The following is a 26,151-nucleotide window of genomic DNA, read 5'->3' on the forward strand; positions in this document are numbered from 1 at the left end:
GAAGTTCACCGCGCGGTTCAGGTGCGCACGCCCCCTTAGCTCATTGGTAGAGCACTTCCTTGGTAAGGAAGAGGTAGTGGGTCCGATTCCCACAGGGGGCTCCGTGCTCCAATCGGACGGCCTCAGGGCCAGCCGGCCGGAGAACGTGCGGCGGGGTAGCTCAGTTGGTTAGAGCACACGGCTCATAATCGTGGTGTCGCGGGTTCAATTCCCGCTCCCGCTACAAATAAAGGCCCTCCGACCAGGTATTACCTCGGTCGGAGGGCCTTTCTGTTTGGCAGTGTTAGTTCTCGTTGCCCACGATGATTCTTCTGATCGTTTCCATGGGCAGTTTGGGCACGCGATTGGCGTCGGTTAGTCCGTTCGTCTCCTGAAGCGTGTCAGTCAGCTGCGTGTAGCAAAATCCGGAGAGCATGCGGCTTCGACGGATGCTGCCCACGATGCCACCGACCCGACGTTCAAAGTCCTCGGCGCTGATCGCCGTTGAGTACCCCCACGAGTCCGCAGGGGCGTCGGGCGCGTAGCTCACTCCGCCAAACTCGGTGACCATTACGGCCTGCCCGTCGACCGGCCGCTCCACGAGCTGCAGCCTGCGCCCGGCCGGGCCAATGCCCTCGACGAGATCACGGATTGACGCGGTATCCCGATAAGACGCGTCAAGCTCGTTCGGGTCAGCCGAATAGTCGTGGATCGTGAGGATGTCCGACTCTGCGTGCTCCCAGCCGTCATTTGAAATGACGGGTCGGCTCGGGTCGAGCGCGCGGGTGAGGTGATAGAGGGATTGTGCGAACGCCAGCTGAGCGGCATCGTGCGCGATCTGCTGTACTCCCCAACTCTCATTGATGGGTACCCAGGTGACGATCGAGGGGTGTGAGCGGTCGCGGCGCACGACATCGGTCCATTCCCGGGTGACCCGAGACACCGCTTCGGCGGAGAACTCAAAGGTGCTGCCCATTTCACCCCAGATGAGGAGCCCGAGCCGATCGGCCCAGTACAGAAAGCGGGGATCCTCGACCTTTTCATGAATGCGGGCAGCGTTGAACCCGAGATCCTTGATCAATTGCACCTCGTCGCGCAGCGCCTGGGCAGATGGGGATGCGAGGTGGGACTCCGGCCAATAGCCTTGCTCGAGCACCGAACGCACGTAGTAGGGCCGGTCATTGAGCATAAATTGGCCGCCAGCGACCGCGACGCTGCGGAGCCCGAAATAGGAGCTGACCGAGTCGATCGCGGTGCCGTCCTCGGCGAGGATCGTGACGCGGGCGTCGATGAGGCGGGGATGCTCCGGGGACCAGAGCAAGTTTTCGAAGGCCTGGCCGTTGACCTGGTGCGCGATGTCGATAACCGTTCGCGACCGGGGACTCGCCGTTGCGTACGACTGACGTGCCAGAACGCGACCGTCGAACATCAGCTCGACCTGGATAGTCACCGCCTCCGCTGGTCGCGAGTACAGCTCCACCTCAATGGCAACGCTGCCGCAAGGCACGTTAGGGGTCCAGCTGAGCTGATCGATGTGCTGCGCCGACACCGATTCGAGCCAGACAGGCTGCCAGATTCCGGTCGTGCGGTGGTACCAAATGACGTGCGGATCTTCAAGCCAGTCCTGTTTGCCCCTCGGCTGCGCAACGTCGTGCGGGTCGTCCTCGGCTCGGACGACAAGTTGGTGGGGACCCTCTCCGGCGAGTGCCTGAGTGACGTCAAAGGAGAACGGCGTTTGTCCACCTTCGTGTGTGCCGATCAGGTGTCCGTCGATCCAGACCGTAGCGCGATAGTCGACCGCACCGAAATGCAGGAGCAGACGGCTACCGGGCTCCGCTTGTCCGTTGGCTGCGAGATCGGCTGCACTGAGGTCTCTCGAATACCAGACCACCGGGTGAAATCCCGGCTCGCCGACACCGGACATGGGGGATTCAGGAGGAAACGGCACCGTGATCGTTTGGCCGAACTGCGACGGGTCAGCGAACCACCCCGCGTCTTGGCCCAGGTCGTCGTCATCGTGCTCGAACCGCCATTGGCCGCCGAGATCGACCCAGTCAGGGCGGACCAACTGCGGTCGAGGATATTCGGCGCTGAGCGAGTGGGTGAAGGTCGACGAGTTCAACATTCCGCAATCATGTCGCTAATTTCTAGCGCTGTAAAGTGGTGGTGCCGAGCGACCGGGTTGCCGGGGATCGCTGGTTCACTCTCGGAGACGAGGCGCGCTGCCACGCATTGCGAGGGAGTGGCCGACGATCCGATGCCGACCGACGCCCTCGTAGCCGCCGATCCGCTCCTCAAGCAGGGTGAGCGCTTCGGTCGCGATGGCCAGCTTGTCCGGTGCAACCGAGGTAAGGGCGGGCGAGGTGTATCGGGCCAGCAGGGTGTCATCCCAACCCACGACCGCAACGTCTTCTGGTACCGACTTGCCCGCCGCCTGCAACGCCTTCAGCGCGCCGATCGCGAACTTATCGTCACGACAGACGACGCCGTCGAAGTGGAGGCCTCTTTCTAACGCGGCCTCTATCGCGGCGACCCCCGCTTCCGCGGTGAAGTCACGCGCGGTGAGTACCAGGTCCGGGCGAAGCGGTAGGCCCGCTTCAATCAGCGCCTGCTGGTAACCGAGAAGACGTTGGTTCGTGGAGCCGGTGATGTCGCCATCCATCACCGCGAGAAACGCGATACGCCGGCGCCCGGAGTTCAGCAGATGCCGTGTTCCGCCCAGGGCCGCGGCGACATTGTCGATCATCACGTGGTCTGTCATTACGGGCATCGCGGCTTCACCGAGCAGGACGAGGGGCGTGCCCGGTGCCAGTTTTGCGATATCGAGTGTGCCCATGCGCACCGGGTGAAAAATAACACCGTCGACGAGCCCGGCCTCGCGATCGCGCAGTACCGCTCGCTCGGCAACCGGATCACTCAGCGTCTGTTCAATGAGCACGCGATAACCGCGGCGCGTGGCTTCCTCGGCAATGTGGCGAGACAACTCAGAAAAGTAGGGGTGATCGATCTCCGGCATGGCGAGCGCGATCATGCCCGTCTTGCCGGTGGCGAGGCGCCTTGCCGTGAGGTTGGGGCGATAGCCGAGCTCGTTGATTGCGCTCTGCACTTTTTGTCTGAGTGCGGGCGCGACATGAGGGTAGTTGTGCACCACATTCGAGACGGTCTTCATCGACACGCCGGCGAGCTCCGCCACATCGATCAGTCGCACACGCGCCATCGTTATCCCATTCGGTCGGGTACATCCTATGCGGGGCCCATTGCGCGGACACGAGCCTGCACCTCTCCCAGCCCGGGGTGGACATCGCGTTTACAGCGCTGTACATTAACCGAACGTGTTCATCTCGCCGAGCAGCCGGGCGTAGTGGCACGTACACGGCGACGCGAGATGCCTGCGAAGCACAGTTTTCAATGAGGAGGACGACCATGACCAAGCCAAGAATGTCCGTCAGGCGCAGGTTTGCTGCTGCCACGGCACTCGGAACAGCAGCGATACTGGCGGTGACCGGATGCTCCGGTGGCACGCCAGAAACCGCGGGCGAAGCGTTTACCGGCGAGTACACCGGACCAGAAGTAGAGCTGTCGTTCTGGAACGGCTTTACGGGTGGCGATGGCCCCTTCATGGAGTCGATGGTCGAACAGTTCAACACCGAGCACGACAACATCACGGTGGTCTCGAACACTATGCAGTGGGTCGACTTCTACCAGCGCCTCCCTGCCGCGGTGACAGCAGGAGAAGGTCCCGACGTGGGGGTCATGCACCTCGACCAGCTTGCGACCAACGCGGCTCGCAGCGTCATCGTGCCGCTCGACGACCTCGCCGAAGAGCTCGAGCTGACCGCGGATGACTTCACCCCCGAGGTGTGGGACGCCGGTGTGTATAACGACGCCAGGTATGGGATTCCCCTCGACGTGCACTCCCTCGCGATGTATTACAACACCGAGCACTTCGCTGCCGCGGGTATCACTGAGCCGCCCGTTGACGCCGCGTCCTTCCAGGAAGCGCTCGACAAGCTCACCGCCGCAGGCTACGAGACACCGTTCTGGATGCCGACCAGATGGCCGAGCCACCTCATCGACCTTTCGCTCCTCTGGCAGAACGGTGGAGAGCCGTTCGGTGAAGAGGAGGCCACGTTCGGCTCCGAAGCGGGTATCACGGGTCTCGAGTGGCAGCGCGGCATTGTCGAGGACGGCTACAGCCCGAGCGACGTCGCGATCGACTCGCAGTACGTTGCGTTCAAGAACGGTGAGACATCCATCACCTGGGACGGCATCTGGCAGATCAATGACTTGACCCAATCGGGGCTGCCCTACGGGATGGCACCCGTTCCGACCATCGGTGAAAGCGAGGCGGTGTGGGCTAACTCGCACAACTTCTTCCTCGCGCGCCAGGCATCCGCTGACCAGAACAAGACTGATGCCGCCAAGGTGTTCATCGCCTGGATGAGTGAGCAGTCGGCCGAGTGGGCTGGATCCGGAATGATTCCGGCTCGCCAGTCCGTGCGCGACGCCGGTGCTCTCGACGGGCTCCCGCAGGAGCCGATCGCGGAGCAGATCGACGCGATGCGTTTCCTGCCGCCCATCCCCGGAATCGGAACCGTGGTGTCGGACACCCTCGAGATCGCCGTTGCCGACGGTGTACTCGGCTCGACCCCGCCCAGTGACGCGTTGACCGAGGCTGAGGGCAGAGCCACCCAGCTGATGGAAGACAACGCAGCATCGTTTGGTGGCTGATTAACAATGTCGACAAAGGCCAGCGCGGACGCTCTCCCCACCAGGAGGGCGTCCCGCCCCGCGGGCCGGCGCGGACAACCGGTAAAGCCCACCGCGCGTCAGCAGGGAGCGGCAACGCCGTGGCTGTTTCTCGCGCCGTATCTCCTTCTTTTCGGCGGGTTCGTCGTCCTGCCCGCCGTTCTCGGCGTGTGGATCAGCTTGCACTCGTGGGACTACACCCTCCCGCTCAAACCCTTCGTTGGTCTGGAGAACTACGTCTCACTCTTCCGCCCGGATTCCACGGTCTCCGGCCCTTTCTGGGGATCGATGCGGGCGACCGGAATTTTCACGCTCTTCAGCGTCCCCCTGCTCTTGACCATCCCCCTCGCGGTGGCGCTGCTGATGAGCAGGAAGTTCCCGGGAAGAAACTTCCTGCGCGCCATTTACTTCGCACCCTATGTGCTGGGCGTCGCGGTCGTCGCCGTGCTGTGGCGCTATCTGCTCGACAACAACATCGGGCTCGTGAACCACTACCTCGGCTTGCTCGGGCTGCCCGATGACACGGCGTGGACCACGTCAACACCCGCCGCCTGGGTAGCTCTGGTCGGCGTGACGGTGTGGTGGACCCTCGGGTTCAACGCGGTCATTTACCTGGCCGCGCTGCAAGACATCCCGATCGAGCTCTATGAGGCAGCTCGGGTGGACGGGGCGAACGCGTGGCAGCAATTCGTGCACGTGACCATCCCCGGGCTGAAACCCATTCTTTCCTTCATCACGATCATCACCCTGCTCGCCTCAGCGAACATGTTCGGCCAGTCCTATCTCATGACCCAGGGCGGACCGGGACGCGAGACGCGGACGGCGATCTACCAGATCGCGGAAACCGGACTCCGGAACTTCCAGATGGGGAGCGCCGCCGCGATGAGCTACGTCCTCACGCTGTTCCTTATGGCCGTCAGCGCGTTCGTGTTCTGGATATTCCGTGAAAAGAAAGAATCGACTGCAAAAGAGGCACGCTCATGACGACCGTTGAAAAAGTCGATAGCCCCGTTAGCGCAACCGAATCCCGTCCGGTCAGCCGTCGGGCCACCATCGCACGGGTTGTCATCCTCGGGTCCATCGCGATCGCATTCATCAGCCCGATCATCTTTATGGTGGTGACCTCGTTCAAGACTAGGGCGGAGGCGGCAGGGATCCCCCCCACCTGGATTCCCAACCCGTTCTCGCTGCAGGCGTACGAGTCGATCCTCGCGCCGGGCACCGGAACTCCCGTGTTGCAGTGGTTCGCGAACAGCATGATCGCCGCCGCGCTCAACGCGGCGCTCGTGGTCATCACCGCGTCGCTCGCCGCCTACCCGCTCGCGAGAATGCATTTTCGCGGCAAGAATGTCGTGTTCGCCGTCATCGTGGCAACGTTGTTGGTGCCGCCGGTGATCCTGGTGATCCCGAACTATCTGATCGTCAGCGAGTTGGGGTGGCTCAACTCCCTCCTTGCCGTCATCGTTCCGACCGCGGCATCCGCCTTCGGAGTCTTCTTTATGCGGCAGTTCTTCATCAGCCTGCCGGTCGAATTGGAAGAGGCGGCCCGGCTCGATGGAGCTAACCGGTTCATCATCTTCACGCGGGTGGTCCTCCCGTTGGCAAAGCCGGCGCTCGCGACGCTCGCGCTGCTGGCATTCCTTGGCAACTGGAACGACTTCTTGTGGCCCGTGTACGTGCTCTTCAGCCCCGAGGTGCAGACCCTGCCCGCTGGACTGTCGACGCTGCAGTCGGCTAACGCGGTGCGGTATGACCTGCTCATGGCGGGCGCGGTGGTAGCAAGTGTTCCGGTGCTCGCACTGTTCGTGTTCCTGCAGCGCTTCATCATCGAGGGTGTGTCGCGATCGGGCGTAAAGGGATGAGGCTGGGCACCGTCGGAGTGGCCGGCATGGCACTCGTTGTTGCCGCGCTGGGCCTCTCCGGTTGCTCCGCTGACTCCCCGCAAAGTGCGACGTCGACCGACCCGCAGCCCCCAGCCGACACGACCGGCACGGGTGCAGCGGTGCTCGATGCGAACTTCGCGGACCCGGATGTGCTCGAGGTGGACGGCGTCTACTACGCCTATGCGACGAACGACAACAACCGCAACGTGCAACTCGCGTCGTCAACGGACCTCCTCGAGTGGACCGTTCTTCCCGACGCGCTTCCGGATCTGCCCAGCTGGATCATCCCGGGCAAGACCTGGGCGCCGGAGGTCACCGAAATCACTCCCGGATCGTTCGCGATGTATTTCACCGCAACGAATTTCCAACCGACACTGCAGTGCATCGGGGTGGCGACGGCCACCGACCCCGCTGGCCCCTTCACCGTGCAGGGCGACAAGATGCTGATCTGCCCGGCAGACGAAGGTGGCGCCATCGACGCGAGCACGGCGATGATCGACGGCACGCTGCAGCTGCTGTGGAAGAACGACGGCAACTGCTGCTCACTCGACACCTGGCTGCAGGCCACTCCGCTGTCCGCCGACGGTCTGTCGACGGCTGGGGGCACAACGAAGCTCATCATGCAGACGGAAGAGTGGGAGGGTGACCTGGTTGAGGCCCCAACGCTCGTTGATCGAGGAGACCAGCTCGTACTTCTTTACTCTGCGAACGCCTACTCTGACGACCGCTATGCGGTCGGTGCCGCGACCGCGCCGACGCTGGGCGGGCCGTGGCTGAAGGAACCGGCCCCGATTCTGTCGACAGAGAATTCCGATGGCGCCTACCGCGGCCCCGGTGGCCAAGACCTGGTCGTCGGCCCCGATGGGGCGGACTACCTGGCCTTCCACGGGTGGGACGCGAACTACACCTACCGAGCGCTTTACGTCGCCCCGGTCGAGTGGGACGGTGACATCCCGCAGCTCGCGAACGCCGCGTCTACCCCTTGACCCCCACCAGAGCGGGAGCAACCCTGAGGGAACAACGAGGTGAGGGAGGCACGTGCGATGGAACAATCGCGCAACTCCAACTCGCAGCGCCTTGCGCCTTTTATGCTGCGCCAGGAGATCGAGATTGCAGCCCCGCTTGACGTCGTCTGGGACCTCCTGGTGCACGTCAACGAGTGGCCGAGCTGGCAGCCCGGCATCGAGGCGGCCACCCTCGACGGGTCGCTGTCGGTGGGTGCGCAGTTTCGGTGGTCCTGCGGCTGCCTGACCACCACGGCCATCGTCGACGCTGTCGCGCAGCACCGCCTGCTGCTGTGGCGCGCATCCGATGAGGGCGCCACCGGCGTGCACGAGTGGACCTTCGAGCCGGTGCGTCATGGCACCCGGGTCATCGCGACCGAGTTCCTCGAAGAAGCGGGGTGGCGGGATGATCTGGAGCCCAGTCACCGCACGGCCGACGAGTTTCTGTGCCTCTGGCTGGAGCAGCTCAAAGCAGAAGCCGAAGCGCGCACCTGACGTTCAGCCAGCGGCGGAACAATCCTCACCGAACTCGCAGGCGACACGCAGCCGAAAATTCTAGGCTGGAAATGCACACTAACGAAGGGGAGCACACCATGACGACCGTAGAACAGACCACCCACACCGCGAACGCGCCGGCCGACGCCGGGGCCCGCAAGACCAATCGCGAGAACGCCGAAAAGGGCTTCCAGGCGTCGAAGGCGCTCACCGACGCCCTGCAGAAGGTGCTCGTCGACCTGATCGAACTGCACCTGCAGGGCAAGCAGGCGCACTGGAATGTCGTCGGCAAGAACTTCCGGGACCTTCACCTGCAGCTCGACGAAATCATCGATGCGTCCCGCGAGTTCAGTGACGAAATCGCCGAGCGCCTGCGCGCGCTTCACGCCACGCCCGACGGCCGCAGCGACACCGTCGCCGCGACGACCACCCTGCCCGCTTACCCGAACGGCGAGATCGACACCATGGAGACGGTGGACCTGATCACCGCGCGCCTCGACACCACCGTTGCCCGCCTGCGCAAGGTACACGACACCGTCGACGACGAAGACCCGACCAGCGCCGATCTGCTTCACGCGATCATCCTCAAGCTCGAGCAGTACGCCTGGATGGTCAGCGCCGAGAACCGCGTCCCGGCAAAGAAGTAACCGCGACCGTGGCGACGACCGTCGCAGACCAGCTCGTTGCCCAGCTTGTAGACGCCGGTGTGCGGCACATCTACGGCATCGTGGGGGACAGTCTCAACCCGATAGTGGATTCCGTGCGCCGCACCGGAGGCTCCGCGAAGGGTGGAATCGACTGGATCCACGTGCGCAACGAGGAGGCTGCGGCGTTCGCCGCCGGGGCGGAAGCCCAACTCACCGGCCAACTCGCCGTGTGCGCGGGCAGCTGTGGCCCGGGCAACCTGCACCTCATCAACGGCCTGTATGACGCCCACCGTTCGGGCGCCCCGGTACTGGCAATCGCCAGCCACATCCCGACGCCGCAGATTGGCAGCGGCTTCTTTCAGGAGACCCATCCCGACCGCCTTTTTCTCGAATGTTCCAGCTACGCGGAGATGATCTCGTCGTCGGCGCAGGCGCCGCGCGTGGTGAATTCCGCGCTTCGCCACGCCGTTGGGCTCGGCGGAGTCGCGGTCATCACGATCCCCGGCGATGTGGCCGAGCTTGAGGCGACCGGCCCGACTCCCGCGTTTGTGCAGACGGCTCGTCCGACCCTCGTGCCGGATCCCGTTGCCGTACACGACCTGGCGAGCGCCATCAACGACGCAAAAACCGTCGCGATCTTTGCGGGTGCCGGCGTTGCCGGAGCTCACGACGAGGTCGTTGCATTTGCGGACCTCGTGGGCGCTCCGGTGGGGCACAGCCTGCGCGGTAAAGAGTGGATCCAGTACGACAATCCGTTCGATGTGGGAATGACGGGCCTCCTCGGCTACGGCGCGGCGCACGCGGGCATCCACGATGCCGACCTCGTTCTCCTGCTGGGAACCGACTTTCCGTACGACCAGTTTTTGCCGGACGGCGAGAAGGTGGTCATCGCCCAGATCGACTCGGACGTGTCCCACCTCGGGCGCCGCGCGAGCGTGACCTATCCGGTGCACGGCGACGTTCTGCCGACGCTGGCCGCCCTCACCGCGCTGGTGGAGAAAAAGGATGACCGCGCGTTTCTCGAGCGCACGCTGAAGCGCCACAACAAGCTTCTGACGTCGGTGGTCGGAAACTATACCGACGCCGCTAAGCGAGCCCCGATTCATCCCGAATTCGCCGCATCGGTACTCGATGACCTCGCCGCCGACGACGCGATCGTGAGCGCAGACACGGGTATGGGCAACGTGTGGCAGGCCCGTTACATCACGCCGAACGGCCGGCGCCGGCTGATCGGGTCCTACCTGCACGGGTCGATGGCGAACGCGCTGCCGCAGGCGATCGGTGCTCAGATCGCGTATCCCGACCGGCAAGTCATCTCGCTGTCCGGCGACGGCGGGCTCGCCATGATGCTCGGCGAGCTCGTGACCGCGGCCGCGTACAAGCTGCCGGTGAAGGTCGTGGTCTTCAACAACTCCACCCTGGGTTTGGTGAAGCTGGAGATGTTTGTGGACGGCATTCCCGATTTTGGGGTGGATGTCCCCGCGGTCGACTATGCGGCGGTGGCACGAGCACTGGGATTTCTCGCCGTGCGCGTTGAAGACCCGCAGGAACTTCGCGGTGCACTGATCGCAGCGTTCGAGCACCCCGGCCCCGCGCTCGTCGACATCGTGACCGACCCCACGGCCATGTCGCTGCCGCCGACGATCACGGCGGCGCAGGTGAAGGGCTTCGCCCTGGCGATGTCGAAGGTTGTGCTGACCGGCGGTGCTGGCGAAGCGATTCAGCTCGCGAAGAGCAACCTGCGGCATGTTCCCGGGCTCTGAGACGCGTCGTTACTCTCGTGCGCGTGACTCTCCTGCTCGCGCCGTCGCTCTCCTGCTCGCGCCGTCACGGCGGTGATTGGTCGCGATAATGCTGGGCCTCACCCGGAGGTGAGACCCAGCACCGGTCAGAGGCCGCCGAAATCCGGCTGGTAGGCGCTGTAATCCAGCTCCCTGACCGTGATCGGCCGGCCCTGGCGCGACAGCGACCGGATGCTCGCGCGCACTCCGCGCACCGCATCCTGAGCGCGATCTTCGTCCCAGGATCGGGATGGGTGAGCCACAACGGGCTCGGTGACCGAGAGCATGGCGCTCGTCGGGCTCAGCAGCAGCTGAGCGTGTCCGGTTTGGCCGTCGGGCAGCACAACCGGGATATCGATGGAAGTTGAGGCTCCCCGCGTGGCGACAACTTGAGCTAGATCCAAAATGGCATCCGCAATGTAATCCCCCGTGAGAACCGATCCGTTTGAGTAATAGATTCGTTTCACGTGAACAAACACTTCCTCACATTCCGCCGAACGATCTACCCCTGTTGCGCCAAGTAAGGGTGTGCTAAGACGACAGGTGTCGGGCTGCTTCTGCGCCGGAGGGGCTTCCGGATAAACTGTTCCGATGCCAGTGAACCCCGAACTGCAGGGACGCGTATTTCCCTCCACCCCGCCCTACCTCGTAGGTGTTGAGAAAGTGCGCGAGTTTTCGCGCGCCGTGTTTTCCTCCAGCCCGCTGAACTTCGACCGGGACGCCGCCCGCGCGGCCGGCTACGCCGATATCGTCGCGCCGCCGACGTTCGCCGTCGTCATCCAGGAAGCGACGCTCGCGCAGCTGCTCGCCGAGCCAGACGCGGGAATCGACTTCACCCGGGTCGTGCACGGCGACCAGCGGTTCACCTACACGCGTCCGATCGTCGCGGGCGACGAGCTCACCGCGACACTCACCGTCGCCAGCGTGAAGACGCTCGGCGGCCACAGCATGGTCACCGCCGAGTCATCCATCGTCGACGCAACCGGTGCGCACGTCGTGACTGCCATCTCCACACTCGTAGTTCGGGGCGACGAATGAATTCTTCAGCACGCGAAGCCAAAGCCGTTGACCTGACCGCCCTCGAGGTCGGTGAGGTCGTGGCGGAACGCACCTTCGGCCTCGAGCGCGACTCCCTCGTGCGTTACGCCGGGGCGTCGGGAGATTTCAACCCGATCCACTACCGCGACGATGTCGCCCAGAGCGTGGGACTCCCCGGCGTGCTCGCCCACGGCATGCTCACCATGGGACTTGCGGTACAACCCGTCATCGACTGGCTCGGCTCCGACGGCGAGGTGATCGATTACCAGGTGCGCTTCACCCGTCCCGTGCCCGTCGACGCCGTCGAAGGCGCAAGCCTCAGCGTCATTGCCAAGGTGGGTGTGGTGGATGCCGCGGGCGCCCGCATTGACCTGACCGTCACCTTCAACGGCGCAACCGTACTCGGCAAGGCGCAGGTGCGCGTGGGGGCGTCGGGCCTCGCGCCGGTCGCGCCGACGCCCACCGCATGAAGCTCGCTGAGCTGACGACCCTGCGCGTCGGGGGCGACGCTGCGACAGTACTCGCGCCCGAGACCTCCGAGCAGCTGGTCGCCACCGTTCGCGAGGTGTGGGCGAGCGGCGAGGACTGGTTGCTCCTCGGCGGCGGATCTAATGTTCTAATCGGCGATGACGATTTCGACGGGACCGTGGTGCGCGTTGTCACGCGCGGCATCGAGGCTGTGCAGGTGTCGAGTTCTCCCACTATCCATCTGCGGGTCGAGGCGGGCGAGCCGTGGGACTTCCTCGTCGAAACCGCCGTGGCGAACGGTTGGGCAGGCATCGAGGGTCTCTCCGGAATCCCGGGATCCTGCGGTGCAGCGCCCATCCAGAACATCGGCGCCTATGGACAGGAGCTGTCTGACTGCCTCGTCGCCATCGACTTCCTCGACTTCCTCAGCGGCGAGGTCGAGCGCATCACCGCCGCCGACCTCAACCTGGGCTATCGCACTTCCATACTCAAGCAGGGCCGTCAGGGTCTCGTGCTGGCGATCGAGCTGGAATTGACGGCGGATGACTCGGGCCTCAGTACCCCGATTCGCTACGCGCAACTGGCCTCGGCCCTCGGGGTGGAACTCGGGGCGCGTGTACCCCTCACGCAGGCCCGCGACACCGTGCTCGCTGTGCGCGCCAGCAAGGGCATGGTTCTCGATCCGGCCGACCCCGATTCCGTCAGCGCCGGGTCGTTCTTCACCAACCCCATCGTCACCCAGTCTTTCGCGCGCCAGCTGCCCGCCGCCGCACCGCGCTGGTCGCTCGCTCCCGAGGCCGCCGACGTGGTGGTGCCGCTGGATGCGCCCGCGGATTCAGGTGCGAGTCCACTCGCTGGCGGCGCCGATGACGGGGTGCCGGCGGTCCCGCGGCCCACGACCACTGCGGAGCCGACCCTGGTGAAGCTCAGCGCCGCGTGGCTGATCGAAAACGCGGGCATCACGCGAGGATTTTCGCTGCCGGGCTCGCGCGCGGCGGTCTCCTCCAAGCACACGCTCGCGCTGACCAACCGCGGCGGCGCGACCGCCACCGAGATCAGCGCGCTCGCGCGCTACATCCAGACCCGCGTGCTTTCGGAGTTCGGCGTGCGCCTGTACCCCGAGCCGGTAATGGTGAACGTGCAGTTCTAGGGCAGGTCAGGGCTGGGCAGGTCAGGCTGGGCGCCAGGTCCGAACGCGCCCAGCGCGACTGCGACCTAGCCCTGAGCGGCGAACAGGTCCGCGTAGCGCTCCTGTGGCGTGAGGGTCAGCGAGGACTTGGCGAACGTGGCGGTCTCGTCGGCGAGAACCTCGCTGGCGCCGGCTTCGAGTCCATCCAGCGCTGCTGTCACGAGTTCGGTCGGAGAGAGCTTCTCCGCCTCGTATCCCGCCGTCATGTCGGTGTCGACCAGTCCCATGTGGAGGCCAAGAACCTGGGTTCCCTGGCCAGCGAGTTCGAGACGAATGCCGTCGGTCAGGCTCCAGGCGGCTGCTTTTGTGGCGGCATAGACGGTGGCGCCCGGAGCGGAGAACCAGGACAGAGCCGAAACCACGTTCAGAATTGCTCCGCCGCCGTTGGCCGCGAGAATTGGAGCGAACGCACGGGTCATCGCCAACGGACCAAAGAAGTTCGTCTCCAGATCACGACGCACCGCGCCCAGATCGCCGCCGAGCAGGGTCGCACCCGACGAAACGCCGGCGTTGTTGATGAGTAACTGAACATCTCCCGCCAGCGCGGCCGCAGCTTCGACCTGTGTGTGGTCGGTGACATCGAGGGCAACCAGCTCGACGCCGTCCCCATCCATGCCTTCGATGCTGCGCGCGGCAGCGTAAATCTTGGCCGCGCCGCGGCGCTTCAGCTCGCGCACGAACTCCGCGCCGATCCCGCGATTGGCTCCGGTGACGAGGACAACTGATCCGTTGATCTGCATGACAAACCTTTCTGTAGTGAACGTTAGGTAATGGCTCACGAGACCGTAGCACAATTCGTAGTGGGCGTTATAGAATGGACGCACGATGGCAGGCAGACCCAGACAATTCGACCGCGAGGCGGCGCTCATCGTCGCGATGGAACAGTTCTGGCGCGACGGGTACGAGGCGACCACCGTCTCGAGGCTGACCGCCGAGATGGGAATCACGCCCCCCAGCCTGTACGCGGCCTTCGGCGACAAGGATCAGCTGTTCGACGCCTCCGCGAGCTGCTACTTCGATAACGTCAGCGCGCAGGCCGCCAAGGTTCTCGACCGGCCGACCGCGCGCGAGGCGATCACCGAGCTGATGTGGTCGACAGCCGCCGCGCATACCGACACGGCAACCCCACCTGGCTGTTTTATGCTCACCGAGCCCCGCCTCGCCGACCAGCGAAATCTTATGCGCCAACAGATTGCGCAGCGACTCGAGCGTGGCGTCACCGACGGTGACCTTCCGCCGCAAACGTCTCCCGGCGAGCTCGCAACTTTCATCATTGCCGTGATGGGTGGGATGTCGGCGCGCGCACGCGACGGCGGAACCCGGGAAGACCTGGGCGCCATAGTGAAGCTCGCGCTCGCAGTCCTGCCCGGCTAGCGTCAGACTATGGAACCCGGGGTGCACTTCATCACCTTCTCAACCCGTAGCCTCGACGCCGCGCGCGCCCTGTACGTGGATGGCCTGGGCTGGACTCCGCTGATGGATGTCGCGGGCGAGATCATCTTCTTTCAGGTAGCTCCCGGCGTGGTGCTCGGATTGTTCGACGCGGTGAAGTTCGCGGACGACCTGGGGGTGGACCCCGCGGCATCCACCGGTCTGAGCGGCGCAACGCTCTCGCGCAACGTGGGCAGCGCGGAGGAAGTCACCGCGCTCGCCGACGCGTTCGTGACTGCGGGTGCAACGATGCTCAAGTCGCCGCAGGCGGGAGCGTTCGGCGGCATCTTCCACGCGCACGTGCAGGATCCGAACGGGCTGATTTGGGAGATCGCGCACAACCCGGGTTGGCGCATTGACGAGGCTGGCACCGTCCACTTCGGATAGGTCCACGAATTTCAGTAAGCTCCGCCGCGTGCGACGCAACGGCTGGTTAGCATGTGACGGTGACGGATACTTCAGCGCGCACCTCGCTTCCGGCGGTCACCCGCGACTTTATGGCGCCGGCCGGCCGGATCGTCGGGTTCGTTGATGGTGACGTCGTGCGGGTGCTCGGGGTGCCGTACGCCGAAGCCGCCCGGTTCGAGCCGCCGCGACCCGTGGCTGTGAGCACGCCTGGCCCGTTCTTCGGCTTCCATAAAGCGCCGGCCTCACCCCAGCGCTCATCGCCCGTTCTCGACTTTCTGGTCGAGGGTGCCAACGACGGCATCACCTATTCCGAGAATTGCCAGGCGCTCTCGATCACGGTGCCATCCGACCTGGAGCCGGGCGAGCGGCTCCCGGTGATGGTGTGGATCCACGGCGGCTCCTACGTCACGGGCGCCGGCGACCTCGACATCTACGACCCGCGCGCGCTCGTTGCCGAGCAGCGAGTCATTGCGGTCAACGTCACATTCCGCCTGGGCATCCTCGGCTGGCTCGGGTTTGGCAACGGCTCCGCGCCCGCCAACCTCGGGCTGCTCGACATCATCGCCGCCCTGCGCTGGATCAACACCAACATCGAGGCGTTTGGCGGTGCGGCCGACGCGGTCACGCTGTTCGGCCAGTCCGCCGGCGGCGACGCCATCGCCCACCTCATGATCAGCGAGGGCGCCGCGGGGCTCTTCCAGCGTGCGATCGTGCAGAGCGCACCCCTCGGAATCAGTCGCGGTCGCTCCCGCATGTCCCGCACCATGGCCCGCGTGATCGGAACTCCGGCGCCCGGCGCCTCCGTCGACGCCCTGCTCGCGCTCCAGTCCACGGCCGAACGCGTGGCCCTGCCCTTCGGCCTGCGCGGCGGAATGCCGTTCGGAACCCAGTACGGTCACGCGCCGCTGCCCGCGGAGCGCGACCTCGACGCAGCCTGGTCGAAGGTCGCTCCCGCCATCGACCTGATGATCGGCACGACGGTCGAGGAGACGGGCCTCTACCTCGGCGCTGTGCCTGCGCTTGGCCGGTTCGTGCGGCTTCCCGGCATCCGCTCATCAATAAGGTGGATGCTGGTGCGCCCCACCACCCGCCTGACTTACACCCGCGACGCCCACCGCTTCGCTGCGCGGCACCGGGCCGCAGGGGGCAGGGCCGCGGTGTACGAGGTGACCTGGAAGCCGGTCGGCGCACCCGTCGGCGCGGTGCACATGATCGAGATCCCGCTGCTGCTCGGTTCCCGCCGGGCCTGGCAACGCACCTCGCTTATGGGCTCAACCCGCTGGGACGAGATCGACCGCCGCGGCAGGCGCGTGCGCGAGATCTGGGCTGACTTCGCACGCACGGGTCGGGTGCCGAGCGACGCTGCCGCGGGACTCGCCGGCACAATCCGGTTCGCGCGCGACTAGTTCGCGACTAGTTCGCGAGAACTTCCGCAAGCAGCGGGATGCGCTCCCACAGCGAGTCGATGATGATGTGCTCGCTGCGGGCATGTGCGCCGCCGCCGCGCGGGCCGAAACCATCAACCACCGCGATGTCGGAGCTGCCGAGCAGATTGGTGTCCGCAGCGCCGGCGGCCGGGGCGCACCCGACGGGGAGGCCGGCGGCGGTTGCGCCGCGCTCGCCTTCAGCCGCGCCACCGGAGATCGGTGCCTCCGCCGCGCAGCGCGCGATCAGTCCGGCCAATTCCTTGTCGGCAGCACGGGCTTTCCACGCGGGCCGATACGACAGCCGCGTCACCTCAAGGGTGGCGCCCGGGCGAATCACCTGCAGTGCCTCGATCTCGCCCAGCACCTCTGACTCGATTTCCGGATCGGAGAACCGGAATCCCAGTACCGCCGAAGCGCCGTCGGACACCACGTTCGCGAGCCCCGGCGCCTCGATCGAGCCGAGGTTGTAGAGCACGGTCGTGTCCTCGCGGGTGGCGGCGCGTTCCGTCGCCCGCGCGGCGATCGCGCGCACCGCGAGCAGCTGGTCGAGGATCTCCTCGGTCGCGGAGACGCCCTTGTCGGGGTCGAGCGCCGCGTGCGCGGGGACGCCGGTGACGGTCAGCTTGAGGCGGGTGCTGCCGAGGCGTCCACACTTGAGGTCGCCGTTTGGATGCGGCGACTCGAAGCCGATCGCGGCAGAACAGCCCACGGCGGTTGAGCGCAATAGCTCGGCCGAGCTGGGGGAGCCGATCTCCTCGTCGGCGGTGACGATGATGCGCACCGGACGGTGATCGGCGCCCGAGGAGCGCAGCAGTTCGAGCGCTTCCTCGATCACCACCAGGCCGGACTTCATGTCGTAGACGCCGGGGCCGGTGATGCGCGTGCCGTCGGTGGTCCACGGCACCTCGTCGGCGAGCGTGCCGCGAGCCCAGACAGTGTCCGAGTGCCCGATCAGCAGGATTGGCGGGGTGTCTGCCGCGGCGCCCCGTCCGGCGAGGTCCGCGACGAGGTGCGCGCCGCCGTCGACGTGGTGCAGCGTTACCGAAGCTCCGAGTTCCCGGTAACGGGCAGCGAGTTTCTCCACGAAGGAAACCAGTTCGTCGCGGTCGCCCGTGGGGGTTTCTTGGCGCACGTATGACTCGAGGCGGGCCAGTGCGCGGTCGCGTGCGGCGGCATCCCGCACCCAAAAATCGGGGTGATTCGTCACGCCTGCTCCGTTCCTTTGTTCGCGAAGATGCTCCGTGAACCAAAGATATGGTACCTATCTTTGGACTCTGTTCCCGTGATTATTCGTCTGCGCGTAACAATCAGGACACATCGGGTGCCTATGATTGGCGCAACACGCACCACAAACCCAAAGGACGCGAACCAGCATGGTCGACCCGCAGCTCACGGTGCAACCCACCCAGTCGCTCGCAGTGTTCCAGGCGGCGAACGCGCTCTACCTCCGGGTCTTCGGCTACACCGCCGCTGACCACAGCCTGAACCCGAAGCTGCTGTCGGCCATCGTGGGAAACGGGGGAGCGGCGGTCGCGGCGACCACCCCCGCGGGCGAGCTCATCGGATTCGCGTACGGCTTTGTCGGCTTCGACGGCGGCGCGCCCTACCTGTACTCCCAGGCGGCCTTCATTGATCCCGAGTACCAGGGACTCGGCATCGGGCGACTGCTCAAACAGGAGCAGGCGACCATTGCGACCCGTGCCGGCCTCACCTCAATGCGCTGGGCGTTCGACCCGATCCTTTCCCGCAACGCCCATTTCAATCTCAACGTGCTCGGAGCGGTCGGAGTGCGGTTCGCGCCGCACTATTACGACGAGCCCGACTCCGATCGCCTGATCGTGGAGTGGGGGTTGGATGCCACGGAGCCCAGCCACCCCGACGCCGCAGCGGCCACGCCCGCAGCCGCGATCGCGCCCGCCGACTGGGGTCACGCGCTGCCCGCGGACGCCGCCGGGGTGATTGCGGTGCCGATCCCGTCGGCCAGCCCGAAGTTGCTGGATCCCGCGCTGGTCGCAACGCTGCGGGTGAGCGTCGCTGACACTTTCACGGCCCTGTTCGCTCGGGGCTACACTGCGCAGTCCTGTGTGCGCGTTGACGACGCGACATCCACGTACCTCTTCGCGCCGCACCTCGCCGCGCCGCACCTCGCCGCGCCGCACCTCGCCTCGCCGGTCCACGTGGCGCCGGTCCACGTGGCGCCGGGAGTTCCCGGCGAAGGATTGGGCTCGCGATGACCGGCTCGAACAGCTCGCTCAGCAGCCCCGAGGACCGCTACGCCGCACGGCTGCAGAAGAAGTCGTCGTCGTCGGTGCTGCGCGCGCGCATCGTCGAGAGCGAGAAGAAGAACCTCGCCGAAACCTTCGCGCACCTGGGGGAGGACGACGCGCTGGTGCGTGCCCCCGCGCGCATCGTGGCTGCCCGCCGCCGCTACGTGCTCGGGTCGGGCAAGTCCTTCGCCTACGCCACCCTGTTCGCCTGGGACCTGTCGGCGGGCCTTGCGCAGGTTCTGCTTATCGACGAGGCGGCGGTGCGCTCGATCGAGGTGCTCAGTGACGTGCGTCCGACCGACGTGCTCGTGGTGTTCTCGTTCCGCCGCTACCAGCGGCAAAGTGTGCTCGTTGCCGAGAGGTTCGCAGCCGCGGGCGGTACGGTGATCGCCGTGACAGATTCGCCGGATGCCCCCGTCGCCGCCTTCGCGACCGAGACCGTCACGGTGCCCACTGCCAGCGCGAGTTACGCCGACTCGCCCACCGCTGTGGCCGCCGTCATCCACCTTCTCAGCACGCTCTCGATCGCCAGCGCCAAGGGTGCCCGGCGCCGGTTCGCCGAGCGGGAGCAGCTGAACCAGATTCTCAACAGCTACGTGGAGTAGGAGCATCATGAAAATAGTGGGCGTATCCCTGTTTGTGACCCGGCTCCCGCTGGTGCACGGCTTCGAAACCAGTTCGCATCGCAAGAGCCACCTCGACCACATCCTGGTGCGGTTCACCGACGAATCCGGCGCGGAAGGCTGGGGCGAGATTGCCTCGGCGACCGACCCGTTCTACTCATCAGAAACTGTCGACACCGCGTTGCTGGTGGCGAAGAAGTACATTGTTCCGGCCATCGTGGGCGTCGAGTTTGAGACCCCAGCCCAGCTCGCCACCACCTGGGCGCGGGTGCGCGGGCACGAGTTCGCCAAGGCCGGGTTCGACATGGCCGCGTGGAGTCTCTACTCGACCGTGCGCAACGAGCCCCTCGCCACCTCCCTCGGGGGTACCCGCACGGAGGTCGCCGCCGGGGTGTCGCTGGGCATCGAGGCATCCATCGACGCCTTGTTGGAAGAGGTCTCGCGCCACGTCGACGCCGGATATCGCCGGGTGAAGCTGAAAATCAAGCCGGGATGGGACCTCGAACCCGTGCGCGCCGTGCGGGCCGCTTTCCCCGATCAGGACGTGCACGTTGATGCGAACGGCATTTATTCAGATACGGATGCCACGACCGCACTCATGCGCAGCCTCGACGAATTCGGCCTCAGCATGATCGAGCAGCCCTACGCTCCGCGCAACTTCGTCGCCCACGCCACGCTGCAGGCGCGCCTCGACACCCCGATCTGCCTCGACGAAGCGGTCGTCGACCTCGACGACATCGGCACGATGGTCGCGCTCGGAGCCGGCAAGATCCTCAACATCAAGGTCTCGCGCATGGGCGGGTTGACGGTCGCGCTCGCCGCCCACGACCTGGCCCGCGACGCCGGGATTCCGGTGTGGTGCGGCGGCATGCACGAGTTTGGCATCGGCCGCGCGGCCAACGTCGCGCTGTCCTCCCTGGCGAACTTCAGCTACCCCTCCGACGTGTCCGCATCCGAAAAATACTATGAGAAAGACGTCATCTCCCCGCCCGTGACGGCGGAGGATGGGATGGTCACCGTGCCGGTGGCCGCGGGCCTCGGCTACACGGTTCTGCCCGACTGGATCGCCACCAACACCATCAGCCACGAGCACTATGGAGTCCACGCATGAGCACCGAAATGACCCACCCCGCCGGCACCCGTGTGCTGATCCTGCTCGATGACCCGACGGGGGATGATGCGTCGCGAACCCTCCCTCTCGCAGCACACCTCCGGCAGGTGGACGCCGACGACCTGCATGTGTCGGTGCTCGACCTCGGTGTAACCCGTGGCGACGGCATCTTCGAGACCCTCGACGCGGTGGAGGGATCCCCGCAGTCGCTCGAGCCGCACCTGGCCCGCCTGGCCAACTCTGCCCGCCTCCTCGACCTGCCCGCGCCGTCGCTTGACCTGTACCGCGAGGCGGTGCACCGCGCCATCGCCTTGTCGCCGTACCCGCGCATCTCGGTGAAGCTCGTGATGACGCGCGGCATCGAGGGCGCCGGCGCCTGCACCGGCTGGGTCTACGCGGAGGAGATCCCCGACTTCACCGCCGAACGCGAAAACGGAATTCGGGTGGTCACCCTCGATCGCGGCTACCGTCACGACGTGGCGCAGACGTCGCCGTGGCTGCTCCAGGGCGCGAAAACCCTGTCCTACGCGGTGAACAAATCCGTCTACCGGGAAGCCGCCCGCCGCGGGGCCGACGACGTGATCTTTCTCAGCCAGGACGGTTACGTCCTGGAAGGGCCCACCTCGTCCGTCATTCTCCAGTTCGGACAGCACTTCGTCACCCCCTCGACCGACCAGGGAATTCTCGCCGGAACCGCCCAGGCCGCGTTCTTCGAGTTTTGCGAGGCCAACGGCTACACCAGTGAGTACCGCCTGGTGCCCGCCGACGAGCTCGCACAGGCCGACTCCATCTGGCTCTCCTCGAGCGTGCGCCAGATTGTGCCCGTGCGGGAGCTGGACGGCACCGCCAGGTCGTTCGACGCCGAGGTGACGGCCGCCGCGCTCGAGCACCTGCTCGGCCGCCGCAGCTAGGTTTCGCCCGGCGGCTCGCCCGTCACGCGGTTTCAGTGCTTGCGCTTGCCGGCCTTCGCTTTCACGGTCGCCTGCACCCGGTTCCACAGCTCCGCGTAGGCTCGCGCCGCCTCGGTGGAGGGAGCGTAGCTGGCGAGAGGTGCCCGCGCGGTGCCCATCCGTTCGAGCTGCACCGTGGCGGGAACAACCACCGAGGTGACCGACTTGTGGGCACGCGGGAGTTGCTCAACCGCGTCCCGATGCTGCGTCTTGCGCCGGTCCACCATCGAGAGAAACGCGATGATGGGGGCGTGAGAGACCGAGGCGGCGACGAATTCTGTCACCTGCTCGAGCGACCGCATCGATAGCGGCGAGGGAACGAGCGGCACCACCACCGCGTTTGCGGAGAACACGGCGTTCTCGGCGACCAGCGAGGAGCCGGGTGGGCAGTCGAGGATGACCACGTCGTAGTCCCCGGACACCTGCTCGAGGATGCGCGCGACCCTCCTCTCCGATTTCTTGGAGTGATCGAAGACGAGGTCGAGGTCGCGGTAGCTGGCGTCGGCCGGAAGGACGTCAAGGTTGGGGTAGATGGTGCTGCGAATCGCGGCGTCGACCTTGGTATCTCCCGCGATCAGCGCGCCCACCCCACCCTTCACTTTGGGCTTGACCCGCAGCAGAAATGTCGCCGCGCCCTGCGGGTCGAGGTCCCACAGCAGCACTCGAAAGTCCTTCGCCGCCTCCCACGCCAGGTTGACGGCAGCCGTGGTTTTACCCACACCACCCTTGGTGCTGTAGACAGCGACTACCTTCATCGTGACGGCGACGAATCGAGCGCCGCGAGCAGCTCGGCCTTATTCATTCGGGAGTATCCGGGGATCTGTCGCTCCTTGGCCTGCTGGCGAAGCTGGATCAGGGTGGATGCCCCGGGATCTACCTTCATCGCCTTCGCAGTCACCCGATCGACCGACGTGCTGTGCTCCGCCGCCAGTTTCTTCGTCTGCTTCGAGAGCACGTGCGCCTTCTTCTGGAGCTTCTTGCGAGAGGCACGAACAGCCTTTTCGGCCGCTCGTACACTTTTTTCCGCGAGGGCGAGAGCTTTTTTGGCCTTCTTTTCGCCAGTTTTCTTGTCGCCCGGCTTGCTGCTCGGCTTATTGCTCGGTTTCTTCTTGCCCGGCGTCTTCAGGGCTGTCTTCTTATTGCTCGTGTTCGTCTTTGACACTGTGCACACCTCCATGAGTCGACCGCGATGGGCCTCTCAGTCCACCGTAGTGAACTTCAGCTGTCTACACGGTAAACAATTGGTGTGTCGCTCAGAGCGCGCCGGGCCCGAATCCGGGGAGAGAGGCGATGACGGCGGTGCCGTTGCCCACGGTCGAGACCACCGTAAGGCTGCCGTCAGCCAGATCGAGAACATCGCGCAGCGCATGCAATCCGTGGCCGGTCGCGGTGGTGCTGTCCCCGCCGGCGCCCCCGGCGGGCCGTTCGGCGGCGTGCTCCGACAGAGTGCCCGCGGCGAGAGCCGAGGTGTCAAAACCGCGTCCGTTGTCCGCAACTCGCAGAACCACGGTGCCGTGGGTGGTGCTGACGGTGATCGATGCCGCCGTCGCTTCGGAATGAATGTGAACGTTCGAGAGCGCGACTTTCGCGGCGCCGAGGAGCAGCGCCTCGACGTTCGGGTCGAGGCTGGCGGTGCCTCGCGCGCGCACGGTGACCGAAATGCCGGTGTCCCGCTCAAATGCTTCGCCGAGCTCGTCGAGCGCGATGGTTAACCCACCCTCAACGCCGACCGGCGCGCCGGAGGCAACCATCGCCCGCGTCTCCTTGAGCGACCGGCGCAGATTCTCCTCGAGAATGTTGAACTGCTTCGCCGCGCCCGGTGCATTGCCGGAGCGTAGTTCGCGACGGCCACGCTGGACGGCGAGCACCAAACTCGTCAATTCCTGGGCGATGGTGTCCTGGATGTCACGTGCGAGACGATCGCGTTCGTCCCCAGCTCCCACCCCCTCGGTAAGAGCCGCAACGCGTTCTTCCGCGATGCGCAACTCGTTCGCCAGGCGGTCCCGTTCGGCAAACAGAGCGATGCTCTCTCGCGAGCGTCGCCCGACATCCCACCATCGTTTTGTTTGCATGCCCCTATCTTGCGCGCTGCGCAGCCGCGACGCCCCAGCCGCGCCGGATTAATCGAGCACGCGACCGGCGCCGCGACGGTGAGGCGCGAGCAAGCGAACCGAGCAGGCGAACCGAACAGACTAGCCGAGCAGGCTGACGGCACGCGCGATGACCAGCGCGAGGATCACGAAGCCCGCAAACGATTCCAGCCCCATCAGCGCCTTCGCGCGGTGAGACAGCGGCATCGCGTCGGTGGGGCTGAACGCCATCGAATTCGACAGCGAAAAGTAGAGATAGTCGACGTAGCCGGGGGCCCAGTCACTCTTCGCCGACGACCGGATCGCGACCTCCGTGATTGCGTCGTGGTCCTCGTCCTGGGGAAAGCGGAAGTCCGCCGGGTCGAGGTCGCGGCGCTCCTCGTGTCGCCGCGCGACCGGGCCACCGCGGTCGATCTCCCAGTAGATGAGCGCGAACACAATGACGTTGGTGACCCACACTTGCACCGCCGCGATGAGCAGCGACGGGCCATCCTGCTTGCCCGCGTTCACCAGCAGGTAGACCAGCTGCACTAGGGCAATCTGATTTGCGGCGCCCAGCAGGAATGCGTTACTCACCGACAGCACCCGCGACCACCGCGTCTGTCTGGTCAGCCGGGCCGGGTTCAGAATCAGCACCGGAATCAACAGCAGGATGGCTATGCCGACGACGCCGTACCGGATCCCCGGGAGAAAGGTACTGGGCAATAGTGCGTAGAGAACGAGAACGATGACGATTGCGATGACGGCCGGCAGGCGATGCTCCGCGCGAACGACTCGTTTTGGTTCAGTTGCCATTGCAGCGAGTGTAGTTGCAGCCCGCTCGGTTCGTTGTAGGATTGGACGTCGTTGTTTCGGGTAACCGAAGCCGCGGGCCTTTAGCTCAGTTGGTAGAGCGCCACGTTTACACCGTGGATGTCATCGGTTCGAGCCCGGTAGGGCCCACCATAGAAAGCCCTGGTGGAAAGGCAGTTCCCGTTCTTTAAGCTGTTGTTGCGGCGAAAGCTGATGCCGGAGCGCCGGTGTGGCGCCGGTGTGTGGTTTCGAGATTTCATGCCGACGGATGAGTTCAGCAGGTCCACAAACGACGCCACAGGGTCAGCGGCGGCTGCGCGGTGGGTCGCGACAGCGTGAGCTGCCGAGCTGCTCTCGCTGTGGGTTTCATCGCTGGCGAGGATGCCAGACGAGGGTGCTTTTCGGGTCATGAAGAGCCCGATTTCGTGACTAGCGTCAACTACGTAAGCGTTGGCATCTACGGGTTGTTTGCCACCGGGCCGTATAATTTGGAGCGAGCACGCACCGACTTTTCCAATTGGGGTCCAACTGCCGTGTCCCATCACTGCAACTGGGGATGATCCGGCTGAGAGTGGTTGATCGATGAAACGTCTCTGGGTGTGGTTTGCTGCGCTGGCGGGCATCGGACTGCTTGTCGTCATTGTGCTCACGGTCATATCGGGGGCGCAGTATCGCTCCACGGAAGAGCAAGGCTTAGATCCCATCTACGCCGCCGATTGGATTGTCGCGGGGACCTACGCCGGCATGGCCCTCTTCGCAGTGGGTCTGATCGCACTTGCCGTTACCGGCATAGTCGCCTTTGTGCGACAGCGGCGTTCTGATGATCAGGCGGAAACGGGCCACTGAACACCATCCAGATGAACGCCCCGCAATTCACAGTTGGGGGGCGTTTGTCGTACCCGGGAGGCGATTGAAGCGATCACCTTTGCGGCTTTCACCGCGGTCGGCAGCCAGAGTCGGCTGCTCGAGCTCACTCATTCGGGCCTTACACGCGCTGCGGTCCGCTCGAGTCGGATCCCTCGAGCATCTCGCGGTGGTCAGGGTGCAGGTGTCCCTGTACATGTTCATGTTTTGTGTTTTCGAGGCGTCGAGCTGGACCCTCGCTGCCGAGAAACTGGCCGCAACTTCGATCTCACCTTGCGCAGGTCGTGACGGTCTGGCGCCGGTAGAGAGTCAGACAGCGTTCGTAATTATCCCAATGGCCAGAAAAACAGAGCGGCCAGTCTCACGAGATTTCCCGGTACTGCTGGGTACAGCGAACCAGAACGCTGCGTCCGACCACGTTTAGACCGTGGATGTCATCCGTTCGAGCCCGGTAGGTCCCCCATAGAAATCCCGGGTGGGGATTCAGCGTGACCATGCGGGTAACCGAAAAAATCGCCTCGAGTGGGAGTCGCGGTCATATGCTCGGTCTGTAGCCGCGATCACCCGCTCCCAGTCTGGTGATGGGTAGCGGCATACCGGAGGTGACGCAAATGCCCAAGAAGAGGATCCTAGTCATCGGCGTTATTGTCCTGCTCGCCGTAGGGGCACTGACCACCCTTGTCCTTCTCGCGTATGGTGCTAGCTCGTCCTAGGACTCTGCCGCTTGCTGGGCCGAAAGAACAAAGCGGCAGCCCGCCACTTCTGCGCGCGATGCGGAAGCAGACAGTCCGGTTGCACAGTCCCGGCGACATGCTCGATCGCAGTCAGCACGCGAAACCCGCCGGCGCGGAACCGGACTCCCGGCATCGCGGCCCACCTCGAACTACGGAGGGCGGACGAGCGGCAGAATCGTCCGGAGAGGTCGTTATTCACCCCGTCAACGGCTTGGGTGATT

General features: G+C 65.2%; 27 protein-coding genes and 3 tRNA genes. 21 read left to right on the top strand and 9 right to left on the bottom strand.

Translation table 11 applies throughout. The features are described 5' to 3' along the window. The first annotated feature begins 29 nt into the window (after window positions 1-29). Window positions 30-101: transfer RNA gene (locus B0I08_RS14785), tRNA-Thr, on the top strand. Between the two features lie 48 nt (window positions 102-149). Beyond that, window positions 150-223, top strand: a tRNA-Met gene (locus tag B0I08_RS14790). A gap of 60 nt (window positions 224-283) precedes the next feature. Here B0I08_RS14790 and B0I08_RS14795 read toward each other — a convergent pair. After that, a complete protein-coding gene (locus B0I08_RS14795) occupies window positions 284-2,104 on the bottom strand; it encodes a glycoside hydrolase family 2 protein (RefSeq protein ID WP_106214201.1) in 1,821 nt (606 codons plus the stop codon). Window positions 2,105-2,179: 75 nt separating this feature from the next. Then, window positions 2,180-3,196 carry a LacI family DNA-binding transcriptional regulator gene (locus B0I08_RS14800; RefSeq protein ID WP_106214203.1) on the bottom strand — a complete coding sequence of 339 codons (1,017 nt, stop codon included), beginning with the start codon at window positions 3,194-3,196 and terminating at the stop codon, window positions 2,180-2,182. A 206-nt stretch (window positions 3,197-3,402) separates the two neighbouring features. On the opposite strand from B0I08_RS14800, the gene B0I08_RS14805 reads away from it, so the two are divergent. The 7 genes from B0I08_RS14805 (at window position 3,403) to B0I08_RS14835 (ending at window position 10,520) form a co-directional block, all read left to right on the top strand. Beyond that, on the top strand, window positions 3,403-4,710 hold the full coding sequence (locus tag B0I08_RS14805; protein ID WP_181243433.1) for an ABC transporter substrate-binding protein: 1,308 nt from the start codon (window positions 3,403-3,405) through the stop codon (window positions 4,708-4,710). 6 nt (window positions 4,711-4,716) lie between these two features. Then, window positions 4,717-5,712 carry a carbohydrate ABC transporter permease gene (locus B0I08_RS14810; protein ID WP_106214207.1) on the top strand — a complete coding sequence of 332 codons (996 nt, stop codon included), beginning with the start codon at window positions 4,717-4,719 and terminating at the stop codon, window positions 5,710-5,712. Then, window positions 5,709-6,590: a carbohydrate ABC transporter permease gene (locus tag B0I08_RS14815; protein WP_106214209.1), complete on the top strand. Its 882-nt coding sequence runs from the start codon at window positions 5,709-5,711 to the stop codon at window positions 6,588-6,590. The genes B0I08_RS14810 and B0I08_RS14815 overlap by 4 nt, the downstream gene beginning before the upstream one ends. After that, window positions 6,587-7,597 carry a glycoside hydrolase family 43 protein gene (locus B0I08_RS14820; protein ID WP_106214211.1) on the top strand — a complete coding sequence of 337 codons (1,011 nt, stop codon included), beginning with the start codon at window positions 6,587-6,589 and terminating at the stop codon, window positions 7,595-7,597. The genes B0I08_RS14815 and B0I08_RS14820 overlap by 4 nt, the downstream gene beginning before the upstream one ends. Window positions 7,598-7,654: 57 nt before the next feature. Beyond that, window positions 7,655-8,110: an SRPBCC family protein gene (locus B0I08_RS14825; protein ID WP_106214213.1), complete on the top strand. Its 456-nt coding sequence runs from the start codon at window positions 7,655-7,657 to the stop codon at window positions 8,108-8,110. A 98-nt stretch (window positions 8,111-8,208) separates the two neighbouring features. Next, window positions 8,209-8,757 (top strand): Dps family protein, encoded by a 549-nt coding sequence (locus B0I08_RS14830; RefSeq protein ID WP_106214215.1) that lies wholly within the window; start codon window positions 8,209-8,211, stop codon window positions 8,755-8,757. Between the two features lie 8 nt (window positions 8,758-8,765). Beyond that, window positions 8,766-10,520: a pyruvate dehydrogenase gene (locus tag B0I08_RS14835; protein ID WP_106214217.1), complete on the top strand. Its 1,755-nt coding sequence runs from the start codon at window positions 8,766-8,768 to the stop codon at window positions 10,518-10,520. A 125-nt stretch (window positions 10,521-10,645) separates the two neighbouring features. On the opposite strand, the gene B0I08_RS14840 is transcribed toward B0I08_RS14835, so the two are convergent. Further along, window positions 10,646-11,005, bottom strand: coding sequence for a hypothetical protein (locus tag B0I08_RS14840; protein ID WP_146134441.1), 360 nt, complete (start codon window positions 11,003-11,005; stop codon window positions 10,646-10,648). 124 nt (window positions 11,006-11,129) lie between these two features. On the opposite strand from B0I08_RS14840, the gene B0I08_RS14845 reads away from it, so the two are divergent. From B0I08_RS14845 to B0I08_RS14855, 3 genes are read left to right on the top strand one after another with little or no spacing between them, the layout of a single operon-like run. After that, the gene (locus B0I08_RS14845; protein ID WP_106214221.1) at window positions 11,130-11,576 is read left to right on the top strand and encodes an FAS1-like dehydratase domain-containing protein; all 447 of its coding nucleotides are present in this window, start codon (window positions 11,130-11,132) and stop codon (window positions 11,574-11,576) included. Next, the gene (locus tag B0I08_RS14850; RefSeq protein WP_106214223.1) at window positions 11,573-12,046 is read left to right on the top strand and encodes a MaoC/PaaZ C-terminal domain-containing protein; all 474 of its coding nucleotides are present in this window, start codon (window positions 11,573-11,575) and stop codon (window positions 12,044-12,046) included. The genes B0I08_RS14845 and B0I08_RS14850 overlap by 4 nt, the downstream gene beginning before the upstream one ends. After that, window positions 12,043-13,194, top strand: a complete 1,152-nt coding sequence (locus B0I08_RS14855; RefSeq protein ID WP_106214225.1) for a UDP-N-acetylmuramate dehydrogenase — start codon at window positions 12,043-12,045, stop codon at window positions 13,192-13,194. The genes B0I08_RS14850 and B0I08_RS14855 overlap by 4 nt, the downstream gene beginning before the upstream one ends. Window positions 13,195-13,259: 65 nt before the next feature. Here the strand turns inward: B0I08_RS14855 and B0I08_RS14860 are convergent, their stop codons facing one another. After that, the gene (locus B0I08_RS14860; protein WP_106214227.1) at window positions 13,260-13,973 is read right to left on the bottom strand and encodes an SDR family oxidoreductase; all 714 of its coding nucleotides are present in this window, start codon (window positions 13,971-13,973) and stop codon (window positions 13,260-13,262) included. Between the two features lie 85 nt (window positions 13,974-14,058). Between B0I08_RS14860 and B0I08_RS14865 the strand changes: the two genes are divergently transcribed. From B0I08_RS14865 to B0I08_RS14875, 3 genes are read left to right on the top strand one after another with little or no spacing between them, the layout of a single operon-like run. Further along, the gene (locus tag B0I08_RS14865; RefSeq protein ID WP_106214229.1) at window positions 14,059-14,607 is read left to right on the top strand and encodes a TetR/AcrR family transcriptional regulator; all 549 of its coding nucleotides are present in this window, start codon (window positions 14,059-14,061) and stop codon (window positions 14,605-14,607) included. 9 nt (window positions 14,608-14,616) lie between these two features. After that, on the top strand, window positions 14,617-15,051 hold the full coding sequence (locus B0I08_RS14870; RefSeq protein WP_106214231.1) for a VOC family protein: 435 nt from the start codon (window positions 14,617-14,619) through the stop codon (window positions 15,049-15,051). A gap of 59 nt (window positions 15,052-15,110) precedes the next feature. Then, window positions 15,111-16,478: a carboxylesterase family protein gene (locus B0I08_RS14875; RefSeq protein WP_342748186.1), complete on the top strand. Its 1,368-nt coding sequence runs from the start codon at window positions 15,111-15,113 to the stop codon at window positions 16,476-16,478. Window positions 16,479-16,485: 7 nt separating this feature from the next. Here the strand turns inward: B0I08_RS14875 and B0I08_RS14880 are convergent, their stop codons facing one another. Then, complete coding sequence (locus B0I08_RS14880; RefSeq protein WP_245884835.1) at window positions 16,486-17,706, bottom strand: M20/M25/M40 family metallo-hydrolase; 1,221 nt, start codon at window positions 17,704-17,706, stop codon at window positions 16,486-16,488. Between the two features lie 166 nt (window positions 17,707-17,872). On the opposite strand from B0I08_RS14880, the gene B0I08_RS14885 reads away from it, so the two are divergent. Genes B0I08_RS14885 through B0I08_RS14900 form a run of 4 tightly spaced genes read left to right on the top strand, consistent with a single transcriptional unit; the run spans window position 17,873 to window position 21,411 of the window. Next, window positions 17,873-18,733 carry a GNAT family N-acetyltransferase gene (locus B0I08_RS14885; RefSeq protein ID WP_106214233.1) on the top strand — a complete coding sequence of 287 codons (861 nt, stop codon included), beginning with the start codon at window positions 17,873-17,875 and terminating at the stop codon, window positions 18,731-18,733. Then, complete coding sequence (locus B0I08_RS14890; protein ID WP_106214235.1) at window positions 18,730-19,371, top strand: MurR/RpiR family transcriptional regulator; 642 nt, start codon at window positions 18,730-18,732, stop codon at window positions 19,369-19,371. Before B0I08_RS14885 ends, B0I08_RS14890 begins: the two co-directional genes overlap by 4 nt. 7 nt (window positions 19,372-19,378) lie before the next feature. After that, window positions 19,379-20,500, top strand: a complete 1,122-nt coding sequence (gene menC / locus B0I08_RS14895) for an o-succinylbenzoate synthase (protein ID WP_106214237.1) — start codon at window positions 19,379-19,381, stop codon at window positions 20,498-20,500. After that, window positions 20,497-21,411: an aminodeoxychorismate lyase gene (locus tag B0I08_RS14900; RefSeq protein WP_245884836.1), complete on the top strand. Its 915-nt coding sequence runs from the start codon at window positions 20,497-20,499 to the stop codon at window positions 21,409-21,411. Before menC ends, B0I08_RS14900 begins: the two co-directional genes overlap by 4 nt. A gap of 32 nt (window positions 21,412-21,443) precedes the next feature. On the opposite strand, the gene B0I08_RS14905 is transcribed toward B0I08_RS14900, so the two are convergent. The 4 genes from B0I08_RS14905 to B0I08_RS14920 form a co-directional block, all read right to left on the bottom strand. Continuing rightward, window positions 21,444-22,205, bottom strand: coding sequence for a ParA family protein (locus B0I08_RS14905; protein ID WP_106214239.1), 762 nt, complete (start codon window positions 22,203-22,205; stop codon window positions 21,444-21,446). Next, on the bottom strand, window positions 22,202-22,612 hold the full coding sequence (locus B0I08_RS14910) for a Rho termination factor N-terminal domain-containing protein (RefSeq protein ID WP_181243434.1): 411 nt from the start codon (window positions 22,610-22,612) through the stop codon (window positions 22,202-22,204). Before B0I08_RS14910 ends, B0I08_RS14905 begins: the two co-directional genes overlap by 4 nt. A 91-nt stretch (window positions 22,613-22,703) precedes the next feature. Beyond that, entirely contained in the window at window positions 22,704-23,522 is an 819-nt protein-coding gene (locus tag B0I08_RS14915; protein ID WP_106214243.1) for a sensor histidine kinase, read from the bottom strand. 120 nt (window positions 23,523-23,642) lie between these two features. Beyond that, complete coding sequence (locus B0I08_RS14920) at window positions 23,643-24,335, bottom strand: DUF1345 domain-containing protein (RefSeq protein WP_106214245.1); 693 nt, start codon at window positions 24,333-24,335, stop codon at window positions 23,643-23,645. Between the two features lie 74 nt (window positions 24,336-24,409). Between B0I08_RS14920 and B0I08_RS14925 the strand changes: the two genes are divergently transcribed. Together B0I08_RS14925 and B0I08_RS14930 are read left to right on the top strand one after the other, a co-directional pair. Then, a tRNA-Val gene (locus B0I08_RS14925) sits at window positions 24,410-24,485 on the top strand. Between the two features lie 429 nt (window positions 24,486-24,914). Further along, complete coding sequence (locus B0I08_RS14930; protein ID WP_106214246.1) at window positions 24,915-25,178, top strand: hypothetical protein; 264 nt, start codon at window positions 24,915-24,917, stop codon at window positions 25,176-25,178. The last annotated feature ends 973 nt before the right edge of the window (window positions 25,179-26,151 follow it).

The organism is Glaciihabitans tibetensis, from assembly GCF_003003265.1.
Lineage (GTDB): Bacteria > Actinomycetota > Actinomycetes > Actinomycetales > Microbacteriaceae > Glaciihabitans > Glaciihabitans tibetensis.

Excerpts from the sequence above, each read along its gene's own strand:
- B0I08_RS14865 (WP_106214229.1), top strand. The coding sequence starts at position 14,059 with ATGGCAGGCAGACCCAGACAATTCGACCGCGAGGCGGCGCTCATCGTC.
- B0I08_RS14805 (WP_181243433.1), top strand. The coding sequence starts at position 3,403 with ATGACCAAGCCAAGAATGTCCGTCAGGCGCAGGTTTGCTGCTGCCACG.
- B0I08_RS14860 (WP_106214227.1), bottom strand. The coding sequence starts at position 13,973 with ATGCAGATCAACGGATCAGTTGTCCTCGTCACCGGAGCCAATCGCGGG.
- B0I08_RS14930 (WP_106214246.1), top strand. The coding sequence starts at position 24,915 with ATGAAACGTCTCTGGGTGTGGTTTGCTGCGCTGGCGGGCATCGGACTG.
- B0I08_RS14905 (WP_106214239.1), bottom strand. The coding sequence starts at position 22,205 with ATGAAGGTAGTCGCTGTCTACAGCACCAAGGGTGGTGTGGGTAAAACC.
- B0I08_RS14800 (WP_106214203.1), bottom strand. The coding sequence starts at position 3,196 with ATGGCGCGTGTGCGACTGATCGATGTGGCGGAGCTCGCCGGCGTGTCG.
- B0I08_RS14845 (WP_106214221.1), top strand. The coding sequence starts at position 11,130 with ATGCCAGTGAACCCCGAACTGCAGGGACGCGTATTTCCCTCCACCCCG.
- B0I08_RS14870 (WP_106214231.1), top strand. The coding sequence starts at position 14,617 with ATGGAACCCGGGGTGCACTTCATCACCTTCTCAACCCGTAGCCTCGAC.
- B0I08_RS14890 (WP_106214235.1), top strand. The coding sequence starts at position 18,730 with ATGACCGGCTCGAACAGCTCGCTCAGCAGCCCCGAGGACCGCTACGCC.
- B0I08_RS14915 (WP_106214243.1), bottom strand. The coding sequence starts at position 23,522 with ATGCAAACAAAACGATGGTGGGATGTCGGGCGACGCTCGCGAGAGAGC.
- B0I08_RS14885 (WP_106214233.1), top strand. The coding sequence starts at position 17,873 with ATGGTCGACCCGCAGCTCACGGTGCAACCCACCCAGTCGCTCGCAGTG.
- B0I08_RS14900 (WP_245884836.1), top strand. The coding sequence starts at position 20,497 with ATGAGCACCGAAATGACCCACCCCGCCGGCACCCGTGTGCTGATCCTG.
- B0I08_RS14855 (WP_106214225.1), top strand. The coding sequence starts at position 12,043 with ATGAAGCTCGCTGAGCTGACGACCCTGCGCGTCGGGGGCGACGCTGCG.
- B0I08_RS14830 (WP_106214215.1), top strand. The coding sequence starts at position 8,209 with ATGACGACCGTAGAACAGACCACCCACACCGCGAACGCGCCGGCCGAC.
- B0I08_RS14815 (WP_106214209.1), top strand. The coding sequence starts at position 5,709 with ATGACGACCGTTGAAAAAGTCGATAGCCCCGTTAGCGCAACCGAATCC.
- B0I08_RS14825 (WP_106214213.1), top strand. The coding sequence starts at position 7,655 with ATGGAACAATCGCGCAACTCCAACTCGCAGCGCCTTGCGCCTTTTATG.
- B0I08_RS14820 (WP_106214211.1), top strand. The coding sequence starts at position 6,587 with ATGAGGCTGGGCACCGTCGGAGTGGCCGGCATGGCACTCGTTGTTGCC.
- B0I08_RS14810 (WP_106214207.1), top strand. The coding sequence starts at position 4,717 with ATGTCGACAAAGGCCAGCGCGGACGCTCTCCCCACCAGGAGGGCGTCC.
- B0I08_RS14850 (WP_106214223.1), top strand. The coding sequence starts at position 11,573 with ATGAATTCTTCAGCACGCGAAGCCAAAGCCGTTGACCTGACCGCCCTC.
- B0I08_RS14795 (WP_106214201.1), bottom strand. The coding sequence starts at position 2,104 with ATGTTGAACTCGTCGACCTTCACCCACTCGCTCAGCGCCGAATATCCT.
- B0I08_RS14920 (WP_106214245.1), bottom strand. The coding sequence starts at position 24,335 with ATGGCAACTGAACCAAAACGAGTCGTTCGCGCGGAGCATCGCCTGCCG.
- menC (WP_106214237.1), top strand. The coding sequence starts at position 19,379 with ATGAAAATAGTGGGCGTATCCCTGTTTGTGACCCGGCTCCCGCTGGTG.